Genomic DNA, 24,375 nt, shown 5'->3' on the forward strand with positions numbered 1-24,375 from the left:
TGCGCGTTTTCCCAGTACAGGCTGTAAACAGCATCCGCAGGAGTAGCCGAGATGGCTGAATTGACGAGCGCGCAGATCGAAACCCTGGTACGTGCCGTTCAGGTGGTGACGGACTTCCTGACCGGCCATGCGCCCGCCGAGGTCACCTCGCTGGAGCAGGCCCTGCAGACCATGCACGACATGCTCCTGGCCGCCGGCATCCCGCTGCAGATGGCCGCGGCCCTGCGCCAGGCCATGGCGGCCCAGGCCAACGCCGCCGTCGCCGGCAACGGCGCGGTGGACGCCAGCGCCTGGGTCAAGGGCTGGCTCGCGGATGCCCAGTTCCCGGCTCAACCGGACGCTGCGGCCGAGCGCCACGATGGCGTCCAGGCCCTGGAGGCGACTCAGTTGCCCGGCCAGCCGGACGGCTCGACCATTCCCGGCCCCGCGCCCTTCGACAGCACCTACCGCCCCGAGATCACCGGCCTGTTCGGCCAGGATATCGGCCTCGACCAGCAGGCCGTGACCTTCCGCCCCGAGCAGGCTGCGCTCACCGGTGACGCCACCGGCAGCGGCATGCTGCCGCCCGGCGTACCGCCGGAACTGGCCATGCTCAACCTCGACGGCATGGGCCCGGGCCTGCTCGGCGGCGTCAGCTCCGGCATCGGCACCGGTGCGGCCAGCCAGGGCACCTCCGGCGTCGCCGGTGGCGGCCTTGGCGTGTTCCCCAACCTGCGCGGCGACACCGGCATCGGCAGCAGCCTGTCCGCCGGCACCAACAGCGAAGTGCAGGGAGGCTTCGAGCCGACTCCCGCGCCCACCCTGCGTGGCGAAACCAGCGAGCCGGTCTCGGTGCTCAGCGTCGCCGGTGCCCCCGAGGTGCTGGAAAGCGACGACGGCGACACCCTGGTGCTGGTCTTCACCGTCAGCCGCAGCGGCGGCACCGGCGCCAGCCAGGTGCAGTGGAACCTCGATGGCCTGGACCCGGCCCTGTTCGGTGGCAACCTGCCCGGCGGCCTGCTGTCCTTCGCCGAAGGGCAGATGACCCAGGAGATCCGCATCGAGGTGCCCGGTGACTACTTCGCCCAGGGCGACCGCACCGCCACCGTCACCCTCAGCGGCCCCAGCGCCGGCAGCCAGCTCGGCGGCCAGGCCAGCGCCAGCACCCAGATTCTCGACAACGAAGCCACCGTCAGCGTCGTCGCCACCCGCCTGCAGGTGCTCGAAGGCGACGAGGGCGACCAGCAGCTGCAGACCTTCGTCGTCACCCGTGACAACGGCCGTGCCGCCGCCACCGTCGACTGGAGCGCCAGCGGCCTGGACGCGGCCGACATCGGCGGCCCGCTGCCCTTCGGCACCCTGACCTTCGGCGTCGGCGAGGTGAGCAAGACCATCACCATCCCGCTGCTGGGCGACCGCGTGGTGGAACCCAGCGAAGTGCTCACGGTGACCCTGGGCAACCCCAGCGCCAACCTCACCCTGGGCACCGCCAGCGCCAGCACCACCGTGGTCAACGACGACGGCCTGGTGTCCATCCGCGCCAACCAGGCGCAGGTCACCGAGGGCGATAGCGGCACCACCACCACCGTCAGCTTCACCGTCACCCGTACCGACGCCCAGAGCAGCGGTTCGGTGCGCTGGTCGGTCAGCGGCGTCGACGCCGACGACCTGGTCGAAGGCATCAGCGGCGGCACCCTGGAGTTCGCCGCCGGCGAGACCAGCCGCGAGATCGTCCTCACCGTTCGCGGCGACCGTGACGTCGAGGACGACGAGACCCTCACCGTCAGCCTGCAGAGCGACCAGAGCAACCTGCGGGTTTCCGGCGGCAGCGCCAGCACCCAGATCGTCAACGACGACACCGGCGTCAGCCTGCGCGGCGTGACCATGGATGTGGTCGAGGGTGGCCAGGGCCAGCAGACCGCGATCACCTTCCTGGTGACCCGCTCCGAGCTGCTGGGCCAGGACCTCACCATCGACTGGCGCTTCGTACGGGTCGGCGCCCACGCTGCCGACGCCAACGACTTCATCGCCGGGCAGAACCAACTGGGCATGGCCGATGGCATGCCCAGCGGCAGCGTCACCTTCGCCGCCAACGAGACCCAGAAGCTGGTCACCGTCTGGGTCAAGGGCGACAACCTGGCGGAAACCGACGAGACCTTCGGCATCGTGCTGCACAACCCGCCGGCCGGCGTGCAGGTCATCAACGGCGAGGCCTACGGCACCATCCGCACCGACGAATCCACCTACAGCATCGAGGCGCTGACCGCGTCCACCACCGAGGGCAACGGCACCGGTGGCGTGCAGGCCTTCGTCATCACCCGCACCGGCAACACCAGCGGTGCCGGGCAGATCGGCTACCAGATCGCCGGCTACGGCGAGCTGCCGGCCGACGTCAACGACTTCGCCGCCGACCAGCCCATGAGCGGTGTGGTGCAGTTCGCCGCCGGCGAGAGCAGCAAGGTCATCTATGTGCGCCTCAACGGTGACAGCCTGATCGAGGGCACCGAGAGCTACACCGTGGCCCTGCAGGCCCAGGACGCCAACAGCCAGATCGACGTCGGCGCGGCCCTGGCCAGCATCGACCCGGACGACCAGGCGGTGTCCATCACCGCGCGTACCGCCAACGTCCGCGAAGGCACCAGCGCTGCGCCGGTGCTGGAATTCGTGGTCACCCGCAGCGGCGAGCTGTCGCTGCCGGGCACCGTGCAGTGGCACGTGCAGGGCTACGGCAACAACCCGGTGAACGCGGCCGACTTCGGCGGCACCCTGCCGTCCGGCACCATCGAATTCGCCGCCGGCCAGAGCAGTGCGGTGATCCGCTTCAGCCCCAGCCCGGACAGCCAGTACGAGCCCACCGAGGGCCTGCAGGTGGTGATCGCCACCAGCACCCCGGGCATGACCGTGATCCAGGACCGCGCCACCGGCAGCCTGATCAACGACGACGCGCGCCTGACTCTCGACGGCAGCGGCCTGACCGCCGCCGAAGGCAACAGCGACACCCCGCGCCAGCTCAACTTCACCGTGCAGCGCCAGGGCGACCTGACCCAGAGCGTCAGCGTCGACTGGCGCGTGGTGTTCGGCAACGACTCCGACTCCGCCAGCATCGCCGACTTCCTCTCCGGCACCGCCTTCAGCGGCACCCTGGAGTTCGGCCGTGGTGTGCAGAGCCTGGTGGTGACCCTGCCGTTGTCCCCGGACAACCAGCTGGAAGCCAACGAGACCTTCCAGGTGCTGCTGAGCAACCCCAGCGCCGGCGCCGAGATCTCCGTCGGCCAGGCCACCGGGGTGATCCGCAACGACGACGTGGTGTTCAACCTGCTGTCCCAGGCCGACCGCTTCGAAGGCAGCGGCGGCACCCATGAGCTGCGCTACGTGGTCGAGCGCAGCGGCGACCTCGCCGGCAGCGACACCATCACCTGGAGCCTTGCCCCCGGCGCCCTCAACGGCGTGGACGGCAGCGACTTCGTCGGCGGCGTGCTGCCCAGCGGCACCCTGGTCTTCGCCGCGGGCGTCGATCGCATGGAGATCGTCCTGCACATCGCCACCGACTCCCAGCTCGAAGGCGACGAGAGCTTCGTCCTCAGCCTCGGCACGCCGAACCCCGGCGCCACGGTGGCCAACGGCAGCATCAACGGCCAACTGCTCAACGATGACCAGCAGTTCGCCATCCAGGCCCAGGCCAGCAGCGTCAGCGAAGGCGGCGACGGCCAGGTGGCCGCGCTGAGCTTCGTGGTCAGCCGCAGCGGCTACCTCGGTGGCACCGGCAGCGTGGCCTGGCGTGTGGTGGGCGAGGGTGGCAACCCGGTGGACGGTGCCGACTTCGTCGGTGGCGTGCTGCCTGGCGGCATCCTCAACTTCGCCAACGGCGACACCAGCAAGACCATCACCCTGCAGGTGGCCGGCGACTACCGCCTGGAGGCCAGCGAAGGCCTGCGCGTGGAGCTTTACGACCCCTCCACCGGCTCCAGCCTGGGCACCGCCTCGGCATCGGCCACTGTCACCAACGACGACACCGGTCTGGCCATCGCCACCACCCGCAGCGGTCTGGTGGAAGGCGACAATGGCACTGTCATCCATGAATTCACCGTGACCCGTTCCGGCGTCACCAGCGGCACCACCACCGTGGACTGGAGCCTCTCCGGCCAGGTGGATGCGGCCGACTTCGCCGGCGGCGTGCTGCCGGCCGGCACCCTGACCTTCGCCCCGGGCGAGACCAGCAAGGTGATCCAGGTCGCCGTGCGCGGCGACCGTGACGTCGAGGGCGACGAGGCCTTCACCGTCACCCTGGGCAATGCCAGCGGCCACGCCGAGATCCTCACCGGCCAGGCCCAGGGCAGCATCGTTTCCGACGACGTCGGCATCAGCATCCAGGCGCAGCAGGCCGCGGTGGCCGAAGGCGCCACGGGCGAGACCCAGGTGCTGCGCTTCACCGTCACCCGCAGCGGCGACCTGTCCGGCCCGGTCAGCGTGACCTGGACCGCCAGCGGCCTGCAGGCCGACGACTTCGCCGCCGGTACCGCCCTCAACGGCCTGGTGCAGTTCGCCGCCGGCGAGACCTCCAAGGTGATCGAGCTGACCCTGGCCGGCGACGCCGTGCTGGAAAGCGACGAGACCCTCACCCTGATCCTGGGCAACCCGGCGGAGAACCCCGCCCACGACCAGACCCAGCTGCTCACCGGCAGCGCCAGCACCCTGGTGCGCAATGACGACGTCGGCCTGTCCATCGTCGCCGACCAGGCCAGCGCCAGCGAAGGCGACGCCGGCCAGGAGCGCAGCTTCACCTTCACCGTGACCCGCGCCGGCGACCTGCGCGCCACCAGCGTCGACTGGAAGGTGGCGGTGGGGCAGGGCGTCGACGCCGCCAGCCTCGCCGACTTCATCAGCGGCCAGGACGCCCTGGGCGCAAACGGCGGCCTGCCGTCCGGCACCCTGCAGTTCGCCGAGGGCCAGACCAGCGCCCAGGTCACCGTGCGCGTGTCCGGCGACGGCCACATCGAACTGGACGAGACCTTCGGCGTCAGCCTGGAGGCCCGCGACGGCAACACCGAACTGACCGTCGGCAGCGCCGACAGCCGCATCGACAACGACGACCTGGGCTTCTCCATCAGCCCGCTCGCCGCCGACAAGGCCGAAGGCCACAGCGGCACCACCGCCTTCACCTTCACCGTGACCCGCGCCGGCGACCTGGGCTCGGCCGCGCTGGTGGACTGGTCCCTGGCCGGCATCGCCAATGCCGCCGACTTCGACGCCAGCACCGGCACCCTGAGCTTCGCCGCCGGCGAGGCCAGCAAGACCCTGACCATCCTGGTCAAGGGCGACCTGCAGGTGGAGGCCGACGAGACCTTCAGCGTCAACCTGGGCAACGCCCGCCTGGGCGACGGCACCCCGCAGAACGTGGTGGACGGCAGCGCCGAAGGCGTGATCCGCAACGACGACCAGGGCTTCGCCGTGGTCGCCGAGCGTGCCTCCGTCAGCGAGGGCACCGGCGGCAGCCAGACCGTGATCTACCGCATCGTGCGCAGCGGCGAGCTGTCCGGCAGCGCCACGGTCGACTACGCCGTCAGCGGCGCCAATGGCGGCGACGCCAGCGACACCCTGGGCGGCCTGCCCAGCGGCACCCTGACCTTTGCCCCGGGCCAGTCCGAGCTCACCGTCAGCTTCGAGCTGGTCGGCGACAGCCGCGTGGAGGGCAGCGAGGCCTTCACCCTGACCCTGAGCAACCCCAGCGCGGGCCTGGTGACCGGCGCCACCGCCACCACCACCGTGCAGGACGACGACACCAACTTCAGCATCAGCGCCCCGGCGGCCCAGGCCGAGGGCACCCAGGGTGCCTTCACCGACATCACCTTCACCGTCACCCGCAGCGGCCTGAGCACGGCCGCCGGCACCGTGCAGTGGCGCCTGAAGAGCGCCACCGGCCTGGACACCAGCGACTTCGCCAGTGGCCAGGACGGCAACGGCAACAACGGCGGCCTGCCCAGCGGCACCGTGAGCTTCACCGCCAACGGCAGCGACACCCAGACCATCACCATCCGCGTACGCGGCGACAACCTGGTGGAGGCCGACGAGCTGCTGCAGGTGGAACTGTTCAACCCGCAGGGCGGCACCGTCGAAGCGGGGCAGGGCAGCGCCAGCACGCGCATCCTCAACGACGACGCCAGCTTCGCCATCGTCGCCGACGCCGCGAGCCTGGCCGAAGGCAACAGCGGCGAGCGCCTGGTGAGCTTCACCGTGACCCGCAGCGGCTCCCTCGCCGGCAGCCGCGACCTGACCTGGACCCTGAGCGGTGGCCTCGACGCCGCCGACCTCGGCGCCGGCCAGGGCAGCACCGGCACCGTCAGCTTCACCGATGGCCAGGCCACCGCCACCGTGGTCATCCGCGTCAAGGGCGACTCGGTGTACGAGGGTGACGAAGCGGTCACCGTGACCCTGTCCAACCCGCCGGCCAACAGCGTGATCGGCACCGCCAGCGCCACCACCACCCTGACCAACGACGACGCCACCCTGAGCATCAGCGCGCTGTCGGCGGACAAGGGCGAGGGCAACAGCGACTACGTGGAGTTCACCTTCAGCGTCAGCCGTGGCGGCTACCTGAACCAGGCCAGCAGCGTGCAGTGGCGCGTCGACCCGAGCGTCGCCGGCTCCGTGGACGGCGCCGACTTCTACGGCAGCCAGCCCGGCGGCGTGACCCTGGACGGCAACGGCATCCCCTACGGCACCCTCAACTTCGCCGCCAACGAGAGCAGCAAGACCATCACCGTGCGCATCGCCGCCGACAGCAAGCTGGAGGCCAACGAGGTGCTCAAGCTGGTGCTGGAGAACGCCTCCGCCGGCACCGAGATCACCACCGGCAGCGCCACCGGCACCGTGCGCAACGACGACGCCGAGCTGAACATCACCGCCGGCACCACCAGCCGCAGCGAGGGCGACGGCGCCCACGGCACCGGTGCGCCCTTCACCTACACCGTGACCCGCACCGGCAACCTGGACCAGGCCAGCACGGTGAACTGGAGCGTCCAGCACCTGGACACCAACTCCGCCGACTTCACCAACGGCGCGGCTTACCTGACGCCCTCCGGCACCCTGAGCTTCGCCGCCGGCGAGAGCAGCAAGACCATCACCGTCTACGCCTACGGCGACACCGGCGTGGGCAGCGTCGAGGGCAACGAGCGCTTCAACCTGGTGCTCAGCGGTGCCAGCAGCGGCACCTCCATCGGCGCCAATGGCAGCTACCAGAGCACCATCGCCAACGACGACACCCGGGTCACCGTCGAGTGGGTCCAGGCGCGCCAGGCCGAGAAAGTGGCCGGCGAGAACACCACCTACACCATCACCCTGACCCGCAGCGGCGACCTGGCCAAGACCTCCACCGTCAACTGGAGCACCACCGGCCAGGACATCTGGGAATACGGCAGTGGCCGCTGGGAGTGGTCGGCCGACAGTGCCGACTTCAATGGCGGCACCCTGCCGTCGGGCACCGTGGCCTTCGCCAGTGGCGAGACCAGCAAGACCATCACCCTCACCGTGCGCGGCGACGACACGGTGGAGGACGACCAGTGGTTCAAGGTGCTGTTCAGCAACGGCGGCGGCATCGACGAGCTGGTGGCGCCGCAGACCGGCAGCCAGAACATCTACACCAGCGACACCACGCTGCAGACCAACACCAGCGCCAGCGGCGTGTACCTGTTCGGCGAGATCCAGCGCGACGAGGCGGAGTTCTACATCCAGGACACCCCGACCACCGGCCGCACCCGCGCCGAGGGTGACACCCTGGCCGACGGCGGCAGCGCGGCCGATGGCTACATCGAGCACACCTTCGCCGTGTACCGCACCGTTTCCACCGCCGGCACCGCCTGGGTGGACTGGGCGGTGCAGACCAGCGTCAGCGGCTACACCTCCACCGGCGCCGCCGACTTCTGGAACGACACCGTGCCCTCCGGCCGCGTGGAGTTCGTCGATGGCCAGTCGGTGGCCTACGTCACCATCCGCACCAAGGTGGACGATGCCGGCGAGCAGGACGAGGCCTTCCGCCTCTACCTGACCCAGGCCAGCCCGGGCAGCAGCATCCAGAGCGGCTCCACCGCCAACCCCGGCTACGTCAACAACCACGTGGTGCTGCAGAACGACGACACCCGCTTCGACGCCAGCGTCCAGCACGTCAACGAAGGGCAGGACCTCGTCTACACCATCACCCGCAGCGGCGACCAGCGCGGCTCGGATTCGGTGGACTGGTCCATCCAGCTGGGCGGTTCCGAGAGCAGCAACGAGACCAACAACACCCGCAGCACCTGGTACAAGCTCGACCCCGCCGACCTGGACATGGACTGGATCCTGGCCAACAACCCGGGCCTGTCGTGGAACGCCGGCACCCGCACCCTCAGCGGCAGCTTCACCTACCTGGACGGCGAGCTGAGCAAGACCATCAGCCTGCGCACGATCAACGATGGCCTCGCCGAGACCTGGCGCGAGGAAGCCACCCTGGTGCTGAGCAACCCGCAGAACCTGAGCGGCGACATCGAGACGCCCTCCATCGGTTCCAGCGCCACCGGCCGCGTGTACGACGACGAGCCGGCCGCGCTGCTGGGCGTCAGCGCCGGCGCCACCCAGGTGTTCGAGGGCAGCGCCGCCAGCACCAGCGTGACCTTCACCATCACCCGCACCGTGCAGCCCGGCGGCAGCATCGACTACGCCAGCTCCGTGGCCTGGCAGATCGTCGGCAACAACATCAACTGGGGTGGCGCCAACGGCGGCCAGGTGAGTGGCTACGGTGGCAACACCGTCTGGTCCACCTCGCCCTACTACAACACCACCTACGGCGTGGTCAGCTTCGCCGCCGGCGAGACCAGCAAGCAGGTGACCGTGACCTTCGGTGGCGACACCGTGATCGAGCCGGACACCGGCCTCACCCTGACCCTGCTGGACCCGCTGACCGCCTACAACAACGGCCTGATCAACGGCACCTACCGTGACGAGTACGGCCCCACCAACATCGACCCGGGCCAGGCCAGCGCCAGCACCACCCTGCGCAACGACGACATCCGCCTGTGGGTGGGTGGCTTCGGCAACGCCACCCCGAGCGTCGCCGGCTACGAAGGCCAGCCGCTGAACGTCTCCATTTCGCGTTCCGGCCGTCTGGATAACGACGTGACGCTGAACTACACCCTGGTCAGCGGCACCGCCGGCAGCGCCGACTTCGTCAGCACCAGCGGCAGCTTCACCCTCGTCGGCGGGCAGAGCAGCTACGTCATCTCCCTGGCCAACCTGCTCAAGCTCGACGGCAGCATCGAGAGCACCGAGGGCTTCACCCTGCGCCTCAGCGCGCCGGGCGACACCACCGGCTCCACCGTGCGCTTCGGCAGCGACGCCTCCGTGGCCAGCACCGCCACCAGCATGGATGTCGCCGGTACCCTCTACGATGCCGACACCGCCTACAGCATCACCCCTGTTTCCAGCAGCCTGGCGGAAAGCGGCGCCGGCCAGTCCGCGACCTTCTCGCTGAACGTGGTGCGCAGCGGCTACAGCGGCTCCGGCACGGTGAAGTGGCGCGTGGAAGGCATCGGCGGCAATGCGGCGGATGCCTCCGACTTCACCGGCGGCGTGCTGCCCAGCGGCACCCTGGGCTTCGCCGATGGCGTCACCACCGGCACCATCACCTTCTCCGTGCGCGGCGACGGTACGGTGGAGGCCAACGAGACCTTCCGCGTGGTGTTCTACGAGGAGACCCTCAACGGCCCGGGCGTGACCCGCAGCCTGTCGCAGAACAGCTCGACCCTGACCATCACCAACGACGACACCGGCATCAGCATCGCCGACGCCTCGATTACCGAGAGCGACGCCAACCAGGTGCTGACCTTCACCGTCACCCGCTCCGGCGTGACCACCGGCGCCTCGTCCATGAGCTGGTCGCTGCTGCACGACACCACCAGCGCCGCCGACTTCAGCGGCGCCACCAGCGGCAGCCTGAGCTTCGCCGCCGGCGAGACCAGCAAGACCATCAGCGTGACCGTGGTCGGCGACGTCACGCCCGAGCAGGTGGAGCAGTTCCGCATCGTCCTCGGCGGCTTCAGCGGCGACATCAGCGACCCGATCCGCACCACCGCCACCGGCACCATCCGCAACGACGACGCGACCTTCTCCATCGCGCCGCTGCAGGGGGCCACCAGTGAGGGCCAGGCGCAGACCTTCGTCATCACCCGCAGCCACAGCACCGAGCAGAACCAGGCCATCGGCTGGCAGATCCTGCTCAACGGCACCGCAGATGCGGCGGACCTGAATGGCCAGGCGATGTCAGGCCTGGTGATCTTCGCCCCGGGCGAGCTGACCAAGACCATCAGCATCCAGTCCAGCCAGGACGCCGTGGCCGAGGTCGACGAGACCTACAGCGTGCAGATCAGCCTGGGCTCCGGCACCGCCGGCGACACCATCGCCCAGGGCACGGCGCAGGGCACCATCCTCAACGACGACGCGGCCTTCAACATCAGCGCCGACCAGGTCAGCCGTGGCGAAGGGCAGGGCGGCACCACCGCCTTCACCTTCACCGTGACCCGCACCGGCGATACCAGCGGCAGTGCCTCGGTGGCCTGGCGCCTGGGCTCCAGTGCGGCCAACGCGGCGGACTTCGGCAGCGCCGACCTGCTGGGTGACAACGCCGGCCTGCCCAGCGGCAGCCTGATGTTCGCCGACGGCGAGTCGAGCAAGACCATCACCGTGCTGGTGAACGGCGACACCCTGGTGGAAGGCGACGAGGCCTTCAACGTGGTGCTGGGCAACGCCAGCGGCGCGCAGATCCAGACCGGCAGCGCCAGCAGCACCATCCTCAACGACGACGCCAGCATCAGCATCGCCGCCACCGACGCGAGCAAGGCCGAAGGCAACAGCGGCACCACCGCCTTTACCTTCACCATCACCCGCACCGGCTCGCTGGATCAGGCCAAGACCGTCGATTGGGCGGTGGTGGGCAGCGGCGCGCACCCGGCCGATGGCAGCGACTTCGCCTTGGGCGTGCTGCCTTCCGGCTCGCTGGTGCTGCCGGCCGGCCAGGCCAGCGTCACCCTCACCGTCAACGTGCGTGGCGACCTGCTGGCCGAGGGCGACGAGGGCTTCAGCCTGGTGCTGAGCAACCCGTCCAGCGGCCTGGTGATCGGCCAGGCCAGCGCCGATGGCCTGATCCGCGCCGACGACGTGGTGATCGACGTCGCCGCCCCGGCCGCCCAGGCGGAAGGCGACGACGGCCAGACCACCTGGTTCGACTTCGTGCTCACCCGCAGCGGCAAGCTCAGCGGCACCGAGACCATCAACTGGAGCGTCGCCGGCATCGGCGCCAACCCGGCGTCGGCGGATGACTTCCTCGCCACCAGCGGCAGCGTCACCTTCGCCGCCGGCCAGGAGCAGCTGACCATCCGCGTACCGGTGCGTGGCGACTACAGCGGCGAGGCCAACGAGGACTTCCGCCTCAGCCTGAACAGCGCCGACGGCGTGGTCTTCACCCATGCCACGGCGGACGCCACCATCGTCAACGACGATGTTTCGGTGACCCTGGTCGCCACCGACGCGCGCCACGTCGAAGGCCACGACGGCGTGCAGACCGTCTACACCTTCACCGTCAGCCGCAGCGGCAACCTCGACCGCGCCACCAGCCTCGACTGGAGCCTGCAAGGCCTGGCCGATGCCGCCGACTTCCTCGGCGGCGTGCTGCCCAGCGGCAGCCTGAGCTTCGCCTCGGGCGACGCGGCCAGCCAGACCATCAGCATCGTGGTGCTCGGCGACCGCACCCTGGAGGGCGACGAGTCCTTCCAGGTGGTGCTGGGCAACGCCTCCGCCGGCACCGACATCAAGGTGGGCAGTGCCACCGGCACCATCGTCAGCGACGACGTGCAGTGGAACCTCGCCGTGGTCGCCACCCCGGTGGAAGGCGACAGCGGCTCCACCGGCTACAGCTTCCTGGTCACCCGCAGCGGCAGCGGCCTGGCCACCAGCCTGGCCTGGAGCGTCACCGGCAGTGGCGCCAACCCGGCCTCGGCGGACGACTTCGTCGGCGGCCAGCTGCCCTTCGGCGAGCTGACCTTCGCCGAGGGCCAGATGAGCCAGACCGTGATCGTCTGGGTCGCCGGCGACAGCCGTCTGGAAGCGGACGAGGGCTTTACCCTCAGCCTGCAGGCGCCCAGCGATAGCCTCAGCCACACCTTCGCCAACCAGCAGGTGGACGCGGTGATCCGCAACGATGACGACCTGTTCGCCATCGCCCCGCGCGCCGCCGATGCCAGCGAGGGCACCGCGCTGACCTTCACCGTGACCCGTACCGGCAGCACCGAAGGGACGTCCACCGTGAACTGGCGCATCGTCCACGGCGGCACCGACGCCAGCGACTTCAGCGTCACCAGCGGCACCCTGACCTTCGCCGACGGCCAGAGCGAGATGGTGCTGAGCATTCCGGTGCGCAGCGACCGCGACGTGGAGCTGGACGAAGGCTTCAGCGTCGAGCTGTACCAGCCGGGCGCCGGCAGCAGCATCGACCCGGCCGCCTCCAGTGCCGCCGGCACCATCCGCAACGACGACGTCGACCTGACCCTGGCCAGCGTCACCGCCCAGGCCTACGAAGGCGACGCCGGCACCCCGGGCCGCCTGCACTTCACCGTGACCCGCAGCGGCGACTCCCGCGGCGAGACCCGCGTTGACTGGGCCGTGCAGGCCGGCAGCGCCAGCGCCGCCGACTTCCCGGGTGGCGTGCTGCCCAGCGGCCAGCTGGTGTTCGCCGCCGGCGAGACCCACAAGGACATCTACATCGATGTGCTGGGCGATGGCCTGGACGAGGGCGACGAGCAGTTCACCCTGCAGCTGTCCAACCCCAGCGCCAACGCCGATATCGTCGGCAACGGCCAGGTCGGCACCATTCGCAACGACGACGACAGCCTCGCCCTGAGCGCGGTGACCCGCGAAGCGGTGGAAGGCGACGACGGCCTGACCCTGTTCACCTTCCGCATCGACCGCAGCGGCAGCTCGGTGGGCGCCGCCAGCGTCGACTGGCGCGCCGCCGGGGTGGGCACCCACGCCCTCAGCGACGCCGAGTTCGCCGCCCTCAGCGGCACCGTGCACTTCGCCGACGGCGAGACCAGCAAGACCTTCACCGTGGCCGTGCGCGGCGACGAGCTGGGCGAGGAGGACGAAAGCTTCCAGGTGTGGCTGGAGAACCCCAGCTACGGCTCCACCATCACCACCGGCCCGGTGGAGTCGGTGGTGCTCAACGACGACCCGGTGCTGTGGATCGCCGCCGACGCCGCCCAGGTGGTGGAAGGCAGCGACGGCCAGCAGACCGCGGTGACCTTCACCGTGACCCGTGGCGGCGACCTCTCCGGCCCGGCCAGCGTGCTCTGGGACCTGGTGCCCAGCGGCGCCAACCCGGTCAACGCCGAGGACTTCGGCGGCATCTTCCTCAGCGGCGTGGTGGCCTTCGGCGCCGGCGAGACCACCAAGACCATCACCGTCTACGTGGATGCCGACACCCTGGGCGAGCGCGACGAGACCTTCTCCGTGGTGCTCAGCGACGCCGAGGGGGCGACCATCCTCACCGGCGAGGCCAGCGTCACCATCCTCAACGACGACCGTGGCCTGAGCATCGCGGTGCTCGGCAGTGATCGCCAGGACGAGGGCAACCAGGGCCAGGTGACCGAGTTCGTCTACCGCGTGGAGCGGGTGGGCGACAGCAACGGCAGCGTCAGCGTCGACTGGGCGCTGAAGGGCGCAGGCACCTACCCGGCCAATGCCGGCAGCTTCGTCGGCGGCGTGCTGCCTTCGGGCTCGCTGGTGTTCGCCGACGGCGAGACCTACAAGGACATCGTCATCCGCGTGCAGGGCGACGACGTGCTCGGCCCGGACCAGGGCTTCGAGGTGGTGCTCAGCGGCCCGCAGGGCATCGACCTGATCAACGACCGCGCCAGCGGCACCATCGTCAACGACGACAACCAGTTCGCCATCCGCGTGGTGGACAGCGTGCTGGCGGAAGGCAACGGCGGGGCGACCACCATCTTCCGCTTCACCGTGACCCGCAGCGGCGACACCAGCTCGGCGGCTAGCATCGACTGGTCGGTGGCCGGCAGCGGCTCGGCACCGGCGAATGCGGCCGACTTCGTCGGCGGCGTGCTGCCCGGCGGCGTGCTGCAGTTCGCCGCCGGCGAGACCAGCAAGGTGCTGGAAGTGGCGGTGTACGGCGATGACATCGGCGAGTCCGATGAGCAGTTCACCGTGCAGCTCTCCAGCAGCGGCGGTGGCAGCAGCGTCAACCCGCTGCAGGGCAGCGCCCGCGCCACCATCCAGGGCGATGACGTGGCCCTGACCGTGCTGGCCATGGACAGCAGCCGCCTGGAAGGCGGCCCCGGTACCACCACGCCGCTGACCTACCGCATCCTGCGGGCGGGCCCGGACAACACGGCGCTGACCCTCACCTACAGCATTGCCGGTGCGGTGGACGCCAACGACTTCACCGTGCCGCTGACCGGCACCGTCACCCTGGCCGCTGGCGTCTCGGAGATGGTGTTCAGCCTGCCGATCCGTGGTGACTCCCTGCGCGAGGGCGATGAGTCCTTCACCCTGACCTTCAGCCACCCGGCTATCGCCGGCGGTTCCACCAGCCTCGGCGGGACCATCCGTGACGACGACCTGGGCCTGGGCATCAGTGGCCCGGATAGCGTGCTGGAGGGCAACGTGGGTGCCACCCTGGTGACCTACCAGGTGACTCGTAACCCGTCCGCCAGCGCCGAGACCTTCTACTGGAGCCTGCAACCGGGCGCCGGCCAGGGCGTGGATGCCGACGACTTCGGCGGCGCCTGGCCTTCCGGCAGCGTGACCTTCGCCGCCGGCAGCACCACCGCGAGCTTCAGCTTCTCGGTGAACGGCGACCGCGCGGTGGAGGCCGATGAGCTGATGTCCATCGTCCTGCGCTCGGCGGCCAACAGCCCCTATGTGCTGATCAGCAAGGACGTGACCCTGCGCAACGACGATGTCGCCGGTGCTGGTGCCGACCTGCTCACCGGCACCGCGGGCGCCGACAACCTGGCCGGCCTGGGCGGCAACGACCGCCTGTTCGGCGGGGCCGGCAGCGACGTGCTCGACGGTGGCGATGGCGACGACCTGCTGGTGGGTGGCAGCGGTGCGGACGTGCTGCGCGGTGGCGCTGGCGCGGACCGCTTCCACTACACCTCGCCGGGCGATGGCATGGACGCGATCCTCGACTTCCAGGCCGGCGTCGATCACCTGACCTTCGACCCGACGGCCTTCGGTGGGCTGAGCAACCTGACCTCGGTGTCCCAGGCCTTCACCGGCGATGTGATGGACACCCTGGCCAAGCTCGCGGCCCAAGGCGATGCCGACGTGTACCGGGTGAGCTTCGCCTCGGGGCAGTTCCAGTTCGGCACCGGCAGCAACGGCCAGCTCGACGAGCTGGAGGCGATGATCAGTGGCAGCGGCCACCACAGTGGCTCGGCCTTCTTCCTGATCTCCAACGGCGACGTCACCCGGCTGTACTACGACGCCGACACCGCCAGCGGCACGGACGGCAGTGGACTTGTCGCCCTGGCCGAGCTGGCCAACCAACCCGATGCCCACAACCTGCCACAGGACGTGATCCAACCTCACACGGTGTGACCCGATCCCCTCCGCGCTGCAACGCGGAGGGGATTTCCGCTTTTACCGAGTAGTACCGAGATGAACGAGTTTCTCCGCCGCATCGCCCTGCAGCCCAGGCTCCGCCTGGAATTGCTGCTGTCCTCGCTGTTGATCAACCTGCTCGGCCTGGCCAGCTCGCTGTACAGCATCCACGTGCTCAACCGCTACCTGGCCCTGGGGGTGGACGCCACCCTGCTGACCCTGACCCTGGGCGCACTGCTGGCGGTGGGCTTCGAGGTGCTGCTGCGCAACGCCCGCCTGCGGGTGGCCCAGTGGCTGTGCGCCCGCGCCGACACCGAGCTGGGCGAGACCCTGTTCGAGAGCAGCGCCCGTGGCCAGTACGCGCTGGTGGAGCAACTGCCCCACAGCGCCCGGCGCGAGATTCTTTCCGGGCAGAGCACGGTGCAGCAGTGCTTCGGCGCGCCGAACCTGGTGACCCTGCTGGACACGCCCTTCGCCTTCGTCTTCGTGGTGGTGCTGGGCATGCTCAGCCCCTTCCTCGCCGGCATGACCCTGCTGGTGATGGCCGGTGTGGCGCTGGTCTCGCTGCTGGCCCAGCGCCGCCTGCGCGAGCCGATGGAGGCACAGAGCCGCATCGCCATCCAGATGGCCGGCTACCAGCACAACCTCACCGCCGGTGGCGAGATGGTCCGCGCCTTCTCGGCGGCCGATGCGCTGAAGGAAAAGTGGCGCGCCTGCGCCGACGACCAGGCCGAGCAGCGCGCGCAGCTCAACCGCCTGCAGAACACCATGCAGAACGCCAGCTACGCCGGGACGCTGATCCTCGGCATGGTGATCATGGGCCTGGGCGCCCGCCAGGTACTGGCGGGCAACCTCGATGTGGGTTCGCTGATCGGCTGCAACATCCTCGCCAGCCGTGCCCTGGCGGCGCTGACCCGGGCCTTGGGCCTGGGTGAGCAGATCGGCCGTGGCCAGCGTGCCCTGGACCTGGTGCGCCAGCTCTGCGCCATCCCCCGCGAGCGTGCCGAGGGTGTGCGCCTGGGGCAGATGCAGGGTGCCCTGCGCTTCGAGGACGTGGCGTTTTCCTATCCCAGGCAGGCGGTGCCGGTGCTGGAGCACTTCGACTACCAGCTGGAAGCCGGCAAGGTGCTGGCCTTCACCGGCGCCAACGGCAGCGGCAAGACCACCATGGCGCGGCTGCTGGTGGGCCTGCTGGAACCCCTGCGCGGGCACCTGCTGGTGGACGGCATGGACCTGCGCCAGGCCGACCCGCAATGGTGGCGCCGGCAGGTGGCCTACCTGCCCCAGGAGCCGCAGTTCTTCGACGGCACCCTGCGCGAGAACCTCTGCGTGCTGGCACCGGAAACCCCGGACGCGCGCGTGCTGGAGCTGTGCCGCGAGCTGGCCGTGGGCGCCTTCGTCGAAGGCGGCGCCGAAGGCCTGGGCCTGGCCCTGCGCAACGGCGGCGCGAACATTCCGCTGGGCATCCGCCGGCGCCTGGCGCTGGTGCGCGCGGTGCTGGGGGAGGGGCGCCTGGTGGTGCTGGACGACCCCACCGAGGGCGTCGACGCCGAGGGCTGCAAGGCCATCGCCGCGCTGCTCAGCCGCCTGGCCCGGGAGGGCCGCACCCTGGTGATGATGAGCAACGAGCCCTTCATCCTCGGGGCCGCCGATGCGGTGATCGACCTCAACCACAAGCCGGTGCCCCGCGTGCTGCGTGAACCCGCCCGCGAGCCCGCTCGCGCAGGAGCCAGCCATGTCTGAACAGAGCCTGCCCCTGGACGACCAGCCGACCCGTCTTGGCCGCGCCGCCGACCGTCTGCTGGGCACCTTCGAGAACAACCCGTTGCTGCGCCGCCTGGTGGGTGTCTTCCTGCCCGCCCAGGGCGATGCATTGCCCGGCGACGAGCTGCTGGGCAGCCGCCTGACCATCCGCTTGCTGGCACTGTTGCTGGGCGCGTTGCTGCTGTGGTCGGCGCTGTTCACCCTGGACATCGCCAGCCATTCCACCGGCGAGGTGGCCTCGATGGGGCAGACCAAGCTGGTGCAGCACCTGGAGGGCGGCATCGTCCGCCGCATCCTGGTGCGCGAGGGCCAGCGCGTGGCGGCCGGTGAGCCGCTGGCGGAGGTGGAGCGCGTCTCGACCCTTTCCGAAGGCCGCGAGACCGAGGCGCTGCTGAGCTCGCTGCGCATCCGCGCCCTCCGCCTGGAGGCCCAGCTGGCCGGGGCCGACGAGATGCAGGTGCCGGAGGAACTGGCCAAGGACTACCCCGAGCAGGTGAAGGTCAACCGCGACCTGTTCATCGCCCAGAAGAGCCGCCTGGGCAGCCGCTACGAGGAGCAGCAGCAGAAGATCCTCCAGCGTGATGCCGAGGAGAAGGAGCTGAAGGCCCGTAGCGCTCACCTCAGCGCCAAGCTCAAGCTGCTGCGGCAACAGATCGCTATCAGCGAGAAGCTGATGAAGGAAGGCCTGGCCAACCGCTACGAGCACCTGGAGCTGCTCAAGGACGAGGAGCAGCTGCGCGGCACCCTGCAGGAAACCCAGGCGTCCCTGGGCCGCGTATTGGCCGCCCAGCGCCAGGAGCAGGCGGCGCTGACCTCGCTGGATTCCGGCGGTAACGAAGAGCTGCAGAAGGAATTGGCCGAAGCACGCCGGCAGATCACCGAGCTGCAGGAGCGCCTGCGCAAGTTCTCCGACAGCCGCGAGCGGCAGGTGGTGCGTTCGCCCATCGAGGGCGTGGTGATGACCTTGCAGGTGGTCACCGAGGGCGGCGTGATCCAGCCCGGCGGCACCCTGATGACCCTGGTGCCGGCGGACGAGCCGCTGACGATCGAGACCCGCCTGCCGGTGGGCGACATCGGCATGGTCAACCTCGGCCAGCAGGCGCGCATCCAGCTGGTGTCCTCCATCGCCCGGGGCTTCCAGCCCATCGATGGCGAGGTGGTGGACATCAGCCCGGATTCGGTGCTCGACGAGCAGAAGGTGCCGTATTACCGCGTGCGCATCCGCCCGAACCAGGACGCCTTCGTCCACCGCGGCACTCGCTACCCGTTGCTGCCGGGCGTGCCGGTGAGCGTGGCGATCCTCACCGGCGAGCGCTCGCTGTTCAACTACATCGCCGGGCCGCTCACCGATGGCATGCACCGGTCGTTCAGCGAGCCGTGATGGGACGGGACGATCCCCTGGGGTGTTCGGTCTCCAGGGGCGGAGTGGTGGGCTGAAGCCCACCCTACGGCGGTTGTGTCCTTTGGTGATCAGGGCAGGCGGCGGTACATCACGTCGCTGCGCAGCACGTACTTCACCCCGGCGGTGATGGGCGCGCCCTGGTGCATGATCGGGTGGGGGAAGACCAGCAGCATGCCGGCCTCGGGGCGGATGCTGTCTTCGCCACGGAACTGGGTCTCGCCGCCTTCGTAGTCGTCGTTGAGGTAGAGCAGGAAGGTCAGCTGGCTGATCTCGTCCTGGCTGCGGCGGTAGAAACCGTCGCGGTGCCACTTGAAGTACTGCTCGGGCGTGTAGCGGTAGAAGCGGAAGCGTTCGTTGAGCCCCAGCAGTTCCCATTCGTTGTCCAGGCAGGCCGGCAGCCAGGGACGCGCGCGCTCCAGCAACTGGCTGGCCAGCGCCGGGTCGTCGAAGAGGATGCGGTCGTTGTTGCGGATGTTCTTGTGGATCTCATGCGCGCCGTCGCGCATCTGGATGGCCGCCTCCTCGTAGCCCATGGCTTCGCTCATGCGAATGTGGGCCTGGCATTCCTCACGGGTAAGAAAGCCGTGGATGAGAAAGCGGGCGATGCCGAAGTCGGTCTTTTCCATGTCCTGTCCTTGCCGGGGCCTGGCCCCTCGTCCCTGAACCGCGCGGCCGTGAGCCGCCGGCGGATGCTAGGGCGCGGCGGCGTGGCTGTCGAGACGCGGATGCGGAGGCTGTGACGGACTCTAGTGCGATGCGTTGTGCTCGACCTCGGTGAGCTGCCGGGTACCGCTGGCCACATCGTAGATATGGAAATTGTGCATCAGCCGACCATAGAGATGCAGGCTGACGGCGCGTGGGCGTTCGACGGGCACGCCGGTGATGTGGATGTGGTCGGGGTCGGGCACGAAGCTGGTGACGGCGCCGCTGGGCAGGAGGATGACGCCGCCGCGGGCGAGCTCGATGCCCTCGTCGCGGTTGCGCTCGCTGTTCATGCAGATGTAGCTGCGCTCCTCGAGCACGCCTTCGACGATACCGACCACGCCCCAGCTGCCGTGGTCGTGCACCGGCGTCCATTGGCCGGGCATCCACACCAGGGCGTAGAGCGAGAGGTCGTCGTTGGCCGAGCGGTGGATGAGGTTGCGCGCGTAGTGCGTCGGGTCGCTGCGGTAATGCTCGGGCTCGAGGAAACCGGGGGCGTTGTGGATCAGCTCGGCCATGCAGGGTGCGAGGGCGGCGACGCAGTCGCAGGGGGCGGGTTGCTGGTGACTCAATTCGGTGGCGTGTTCGATGAACCAGTTCAATACGGACTTCGGCATGTGCGGCACCTTCCAGTGGTTGCGCTCAGCTCGTGGCTGAGGCCGATGCTGTTTCGCCGGTGGGCGAGGGCAGGGTCATGGCGATGCCGGGGTCGCCGGAATCGCCTCCGCACTGACTGTAGACGGTTTGCGCGCGGCTGCCGTGGCGCGCCGGGACGGGCGGTCAGCGAGCGAAACGGCGTGCGCCGGCGACGCAGAGGATGACCGCCAGGGTGACGCCGAGCATGGCGGGGCTGACGTCTTCGTGCAGCAAGCCGGCCGCCAGTGCCAGGCCGAAGAAGGGCTGTAGCAGTTGCAGCTGGCCGACGGCGGCGATGCCGCCCTGGGCGAGCCCGCGGTACCAGAAGACGAAGCCGATGAGCATGCTGAACAGCGAGACGTAGCCGAGGCTGAGCCAGGTGGGCAGGCTGACCGTGGCCAGGGACGGTGGCAGGTACATCAGGGTGGCGATGGCCATGATCGGCAATGACAGGACCAGTGCCCAGCAGATCACCTGCCAGCCACCCAGCGCTCTCGACAGCTTGGCGCCTTCGGCATAGCCGAGCCCGCAGACGACGATGGCCAGGAGCATCAGCAGATCCCCCTTGGGCGACGCGGTGAGCCCCTGGGAGAGGGCGAAGCCGACCACCAGCAGGCTGCCCAGTATCGAAAAGGCCCAGAAGGCGGCAGCTGGACGTTCCCCGCCGCGCACCACGCCGAATAGGGCGGTGGCCAGGGGCAGCAGGCCGAGGAAGACGATGGAATGGGCGGAGGTGACGTATTGCAGGGCCAGTGCGGTGAGCAGGGGGAAACCGAGCACGACGCCCAGCGCGACGACGGCCAGGGGCAGTAACTGTTGGCGGGTGGGGCGCCGCTCGCCGGATGCCAGCAGCAGGCACAGGGCGAGGAGGCCGGCGATGCTGGCGCGGGCGACGGTGAGGAAGGTGGGGTCAAGTTCCTGCACGGCGAAGCGTGTGGCGGGCAGCGAGCCGCTGAAGATGAGCACGCCGATGAAGCCGTTGATCCAGCCGCTGGCGGAGGAGGCGGCGAGCGTCGGGGTGTTGGGGAGGGCTGCTTTCATGGTGGCTCGCTGTCCGTGCTGGTTCTGAAGGGTCGGTTCGCTGCGGCGCTCGGCCGGCTTGCGTGGGGCGGATGCTATGACCAAGAATCAGCACAATCAAAATATTGTCATGGATACATCTGATGCCACGTTCCCGCTACAAGGCCCTGGTCGATGCCTTCGCCGCTGATATCCGCTCCGGGCGCTTGCCGCCGGGTACGCGCCTGCCGACCCATCGCCAATTGGCGGCTGAGCAGGGGTTGGCGCTGGTCACCGCGTCCCGCGTCTATGCGGAACTGGAGGCGATGGGCCTGGTGAGCGGGGAGACGGGGCGTGGAACCTTCGTCAGGGAGGTGTCGCTGCCGCCCGGGCTGGGGGTGGATCAGCAGAACGTCGAGGCCGGGATGATCGATCTCAATTTCAACTACCCCTCGGTACCGGGGCAGGCAGAGCTGTTGCGCACGGCACTGCGCCAGTTGGCGCTGAGTGGGGACCTGGAAGCGCTGCTGCGCTATCAACCCCATGGTGGGCGCCTGCACGAGCGCGCGGTGATGGCCCGTCACCTTGTTAGCCGGGGGCTGGAGCTGGCGGCGCAGCAGGTGCTGATCGTCAACGGCGCCCAGCATGGGCTGGCAGTGGCGATGATGGCGCTGCTGCAGCCGGGCGATGTGGTGGCGGCGGACGCCCTGACCTATCCGGGCTTCAAGGTGCTGGCGGAGGCGCTTCGGGTGGAGTTGGTGGCCATTCCCAGCAGTGCGGCGGGGCCGGATCTCGTTGCACTGGAAAGGCTTTGCCGGGAACGGCCGGTGCGTGTGCTCTACACCATGCCGACGCTGCACAACCCGCTGGGCTGGGTGATGCCGATCGAGCAGCGGGAGCAACTGGTGGCGATCGCGCGGCGCCATGAACTGCGCATCATCGAGGACGCGGCCTATGCCTTTCTCGCCGAGGGGGCGCCTGCTCCTGTTGCGGCATTGGCGGCGGAGCGGACGATCTATGTCTCGGGGTTCTCGAAAAGCGTGGCGACGGGATTACGTGTTGGTTTCATGGCGGCGCCTGCATCCCTGGTGCCGGCACTGGAGCGCACCATCCGTGCGACCGCCTGGAATACGGCGGGGGTACTGACGGCAATTGCCTGTGGCTGGGTGGAGGACGGCACCGTGGCCCGGCTGGAAGCGCAGAAACGCGAGGATGCCCGGGCCAGGCAGGCACTGGCCGGTGAATTGCTGGCGGGGTTGCCGGTGGTGTGTCATGCCGATTCGTATTTCCTCTGGTTGCCGCTATCGGAGGATGCCCGTGCCGATCAGGTGGCGATGGCGCTGATGCGCGAGCAGATATCGGTCTCGACCGCCGAGCCTTTCGCCATATCCATCCAGGTGCCCCACGCGTTGCGGCTGGCGCTGGGCTCGGTGGAAATGCCGGTGCTGCGGGGGGCGTTGGCGCGGGTGAAGTCGGTGGTGGAGGCGCATCTATAAAGGAAGGGCGCTTCAGAGGTCGACGGTTTCCACCAGCTCTACCCGATCGCGCTGGCGCTTGGCGCGGTAGAGGGCCTTGTCCACCGCTTTGAGCAGGGCTTCGAACTGTGGCTCGCTGCCAATGGTGCCGCTGTCGGCCAGGCCGGCGCTGAAGCCGATGTGCAAGGGCAGGGTGGGGGAGACGGGGTCGCGCCTGAGGGTGTCGCGCAGGCGGGCCATGAAGTTCTGCGCCTGCTGGATATCGGTATTGGGGAAGAGCAGGAGAAATTCCTCGCCGCCCCAGCGCACGAAGATGTCGCTCTGGCGCTTGAGACGGTTGACCGTATCGGAGAAGGCCTGCAGGGCGGCGTCACCGGCGGCATGGCCGTACTGGTCGTTGATCGTCTTGAAGTGGTCGATGTCGATCATGGCGACGGCCATGGGGCTGCGTTGCTCGGCGGCCTGGGCCCATTCCCGGTCGAGGATGGGGGCGGCACCGCGGCGGTTGAGGGCGCCGGTCAGGGTGTCGGTGATGCTCAGTTGCTGCACGTGCTGGCGCAGTTGCTCCTGGAGCATCAACGCGTAGCTGAGGGTGAACAGGAACGAGACCATGAAGTCCATGAACAGCGCGTTGATGGAGGGCAGGTCGGGGCGGTCGAAGGGCAGCGGCGGGATCGGGTGCAGGGTCAGCACGATCAGCGTCCAGCCGTGGAAGAGGATCAGCGCGGACTGCCCGGCGAGCAGGCCCCAGGCGCCGCGATAGCGCTTGCGCAGCTGGAGGGTGATGTTCAGCTGCAGGGCGATGGTCAGGCTGATGGCCAGCGAGAACCACGGGATGATGTAGCTGCCGTGCAGGACGATCACCGCGACGACGCCGTAGAGCAGGGCGGGGCCGAAACCGATCTTCAGGTGCCAGCCGCGACTGTCGCTGCGCTCCATCAGGTGATAGAGGGCGAGGGTGTGGCTGCCGATGGCCATCAACAACAGCGCGGTGCCGGCGACGAAGGCCACCGCTGGCGGGAACAGACCGAGCCAGGACAGCGCGCCGGCGGGGATGCCCGGTTGCATCAGGGCGACGAGGCGGTAGGTGGCCAGGAGCAGGTCCCCGGCTATCCACCAGTGCAGCGATGAATTGCCCTTGCCCAGGCCGACGTAGGACAGGCAGAGGAGCAGCATCGTCATGAGGCCGAACGGCGTGATGATCAGGAGCAGGGTGACGGGGTCGTTCAGCAGCATCGGAGGTTGCGCTCGGCGCGTGGGATTGAGCCTGGATGACGCCATTATGGCAGGGCGGCTGTAGAGCGCTCGCGTGCTGATGCGGCTGCCTGTGGCGCGCTAGGGATGGCGGGGTGGAGGGCTCGCTGCCATCTCCATCCCCTCTATATATAGATAAGGCGTAGCTCAGCAGGTGCTCAGCTGCTGGCGCTCCTTGCAGATGCGCTCGTAGATCTCTTCGCGGTGGACGGCGACATTCCGCGGGGCTTCGATGCCCAGCTTGGTCTGCGAGCCCTGGGTGGCAATCACTCTGACGACGATGCCGTCACCGATCTGGAAGTGTTCACCGACTTCGAATGTCAGCTCCTGCATGGAGGCTCCTCTTCTATATGGCTGTGCCGGGTTGGCAAACGGTTCCGGGCTTTGAGTGGTTTGGCGGCCATCGGTTCAGTGAATCGGCTGCCTGGCGTGTCAGGAAGCGGTGGCTGTCGCACTCCAGGGCGGTCTTGCGAAAAGATTTCAATAAAGTGTTGACGTGCCGTTTCGGATCCCTATAATGCGCAC

The 24,375-nt window shown here is 69.1% G+C and carries 9 protein-coding genes; 4 read left to right on the forward strand and 5 right to left on the reverse strand.

Annotated features, from left to right (window positions below; genetic code table 11):
* The first annotated feature begins 51 nt into the window (after positions 1–51).
* The 3 genes from OEJ36_RS06795 to OEJ36_RS06810 are packed head-to-tail and all read left to right on the forward strand — an operon-like array spanning position 52 to position 18,763.
* The gene (locus OEJ36_RS06795) at positions 52–15,615 is read left to right on the forward strand and encodes a Calx-beta domain-containing protein (protein WP_317891565.1); all 15,564 of its coding nucleotides are present in this window, start codon (positions 52–54) and stop codon (positions 15,613–15,615) included.
* A gap of 60 nt (positions 15,616–15,675) precedes the next feature.
* A complete protein-coding gene (locus tag OEJ36_RS06805; RefSeq protein ID WP_263400862.1) occupies positions 15,676–17,361 on the forward strand; it encodes an ATP-binding cassette domain-containing protein in 1,686 nt (561 codons plus the stop codon).
* Positions 17,354–18,763 (forward strand): HlyD family type I secretion periplasmic adaptor subunit, encoded by a 1,410-nt coding sequence (locus OEJ36_RS06810; RefSeq protein WP_263400863.1) that lies wholly within the window; start codon positions 17,354–17,356, stop codon positions 18,761–18,763. The genes OEJ36_RS06805 and OEJ36_RS06810 overlap by 8 nt, the downstream gene beginning before the upstream one ends.
* 89 nt (positions 18,764–18,852) lie before the next feature.
* Here the strand turns inward: OEJ36_RS06810 and OEJ36_RS06815 are convergent, their stop codons facing one another.
* The 3 genes from OEJ36_RS06815 to OEJ36_RS06825 form a co-directional block, all read right to left on the reverse strand.
* Positions 18,853–19,410 carry a prolyl hydroxylase family protein gene (locus tag OEJ36_RS06815; protein WP_043246372.1) on the reverse strand — a complete coding sequence of 186 codons (558 nt, stop codon included), beginning with the start codon at positions 19,408–19,410 and terminating at the stop codon, positions 18,853–18,855.
* Positions 19,411–19,530: 120 nt separating this feature from the next.
* Positions 19,531–20,103, reverse strand: a complete 573-nt coding sequence (locus tag OEJ36_RS06820) for a cysteine dioxygenase family protein (RefSeq protein WP_263400864.1) — start codon at positions 20,101–20,103, stop codon at positions 19,531–19,533.
* A gap of 163 nt (positions 20,104–20,266) precedes the next feature.
* Complete coding sequence (locus tag OEJ36_RS06825) at positions 20,267–21,163, reverse strand: DMT family transporter (RefSeq protein WP_263400865.1); 897 nt, start codon at positions 21,161–21,163, stop codon at positions 20,267–20,269.
* Positions 21,164–21,285: 122 nt separating this feature from the next.
* Between OEJ36_RS06825 and OEJ36_RS06830 the strand changes: the two genes are divergently transcribed.
* A complete protein-coding gene (locus OEJ36_RS06830; RefSeq protein ID WP_263400866.1) occupies positions 21,286–22,617 on the forward strand; it encodes a PLP-dependent aminotransferase family protein in 1,332 nt (443 codons plus the stop codon).
* Positions 22,618–22,629: 12 nt separating this feature from the next.
* Here OEJ36_RS06830 and OEJ36_RS06835 read toward each other — a convergent pair whose 3' ends face one another.
* Together OEJ36_RS06835 and OEJ36_RS06840 are read right to left on the reverse strand one after the other, a co-directional pair.
* The gene (locus OEJ36_RS06835) at positions 22,630–23,832 is read right to left on the reverse strand and encodes a sensor domain-containing diguanylate cyclase (protein ID WP_263400867.1); all 1,203 of its coding nucleotides are present in this window, start codon (positions 23,830–23,832) and stop codon (positions 22,630–22,632) included.
* A 165-nt stretch (positions 23,833–23,997) separates the two neighbouring features.
* Positions 23,998–24,183: a carbon storage regulator gene (locus tag OEJ36_RS06840; protein WP_021219945.1), complete on the reverse strand. Its 186-nt coding sequence runs from the start codon at positions 24,181–24,183 to the stop codon at positions 23,998–24,000.
* Positions 24,184–24,375 lie beyond the last annotated feature (192 nt).

The sequence above is a fragment of the Pseudomonas sp. PDM13 genome, assembly GCF_025685765.1.
In the GTDB taxonomy this organism is placed as follows: Bacteria; Pseudomonadota; Gammaproteobacteria; order Pseudomonadales; family Pseudomonadaceae; genus Metapseudomonas; species Metapseudomonas solani.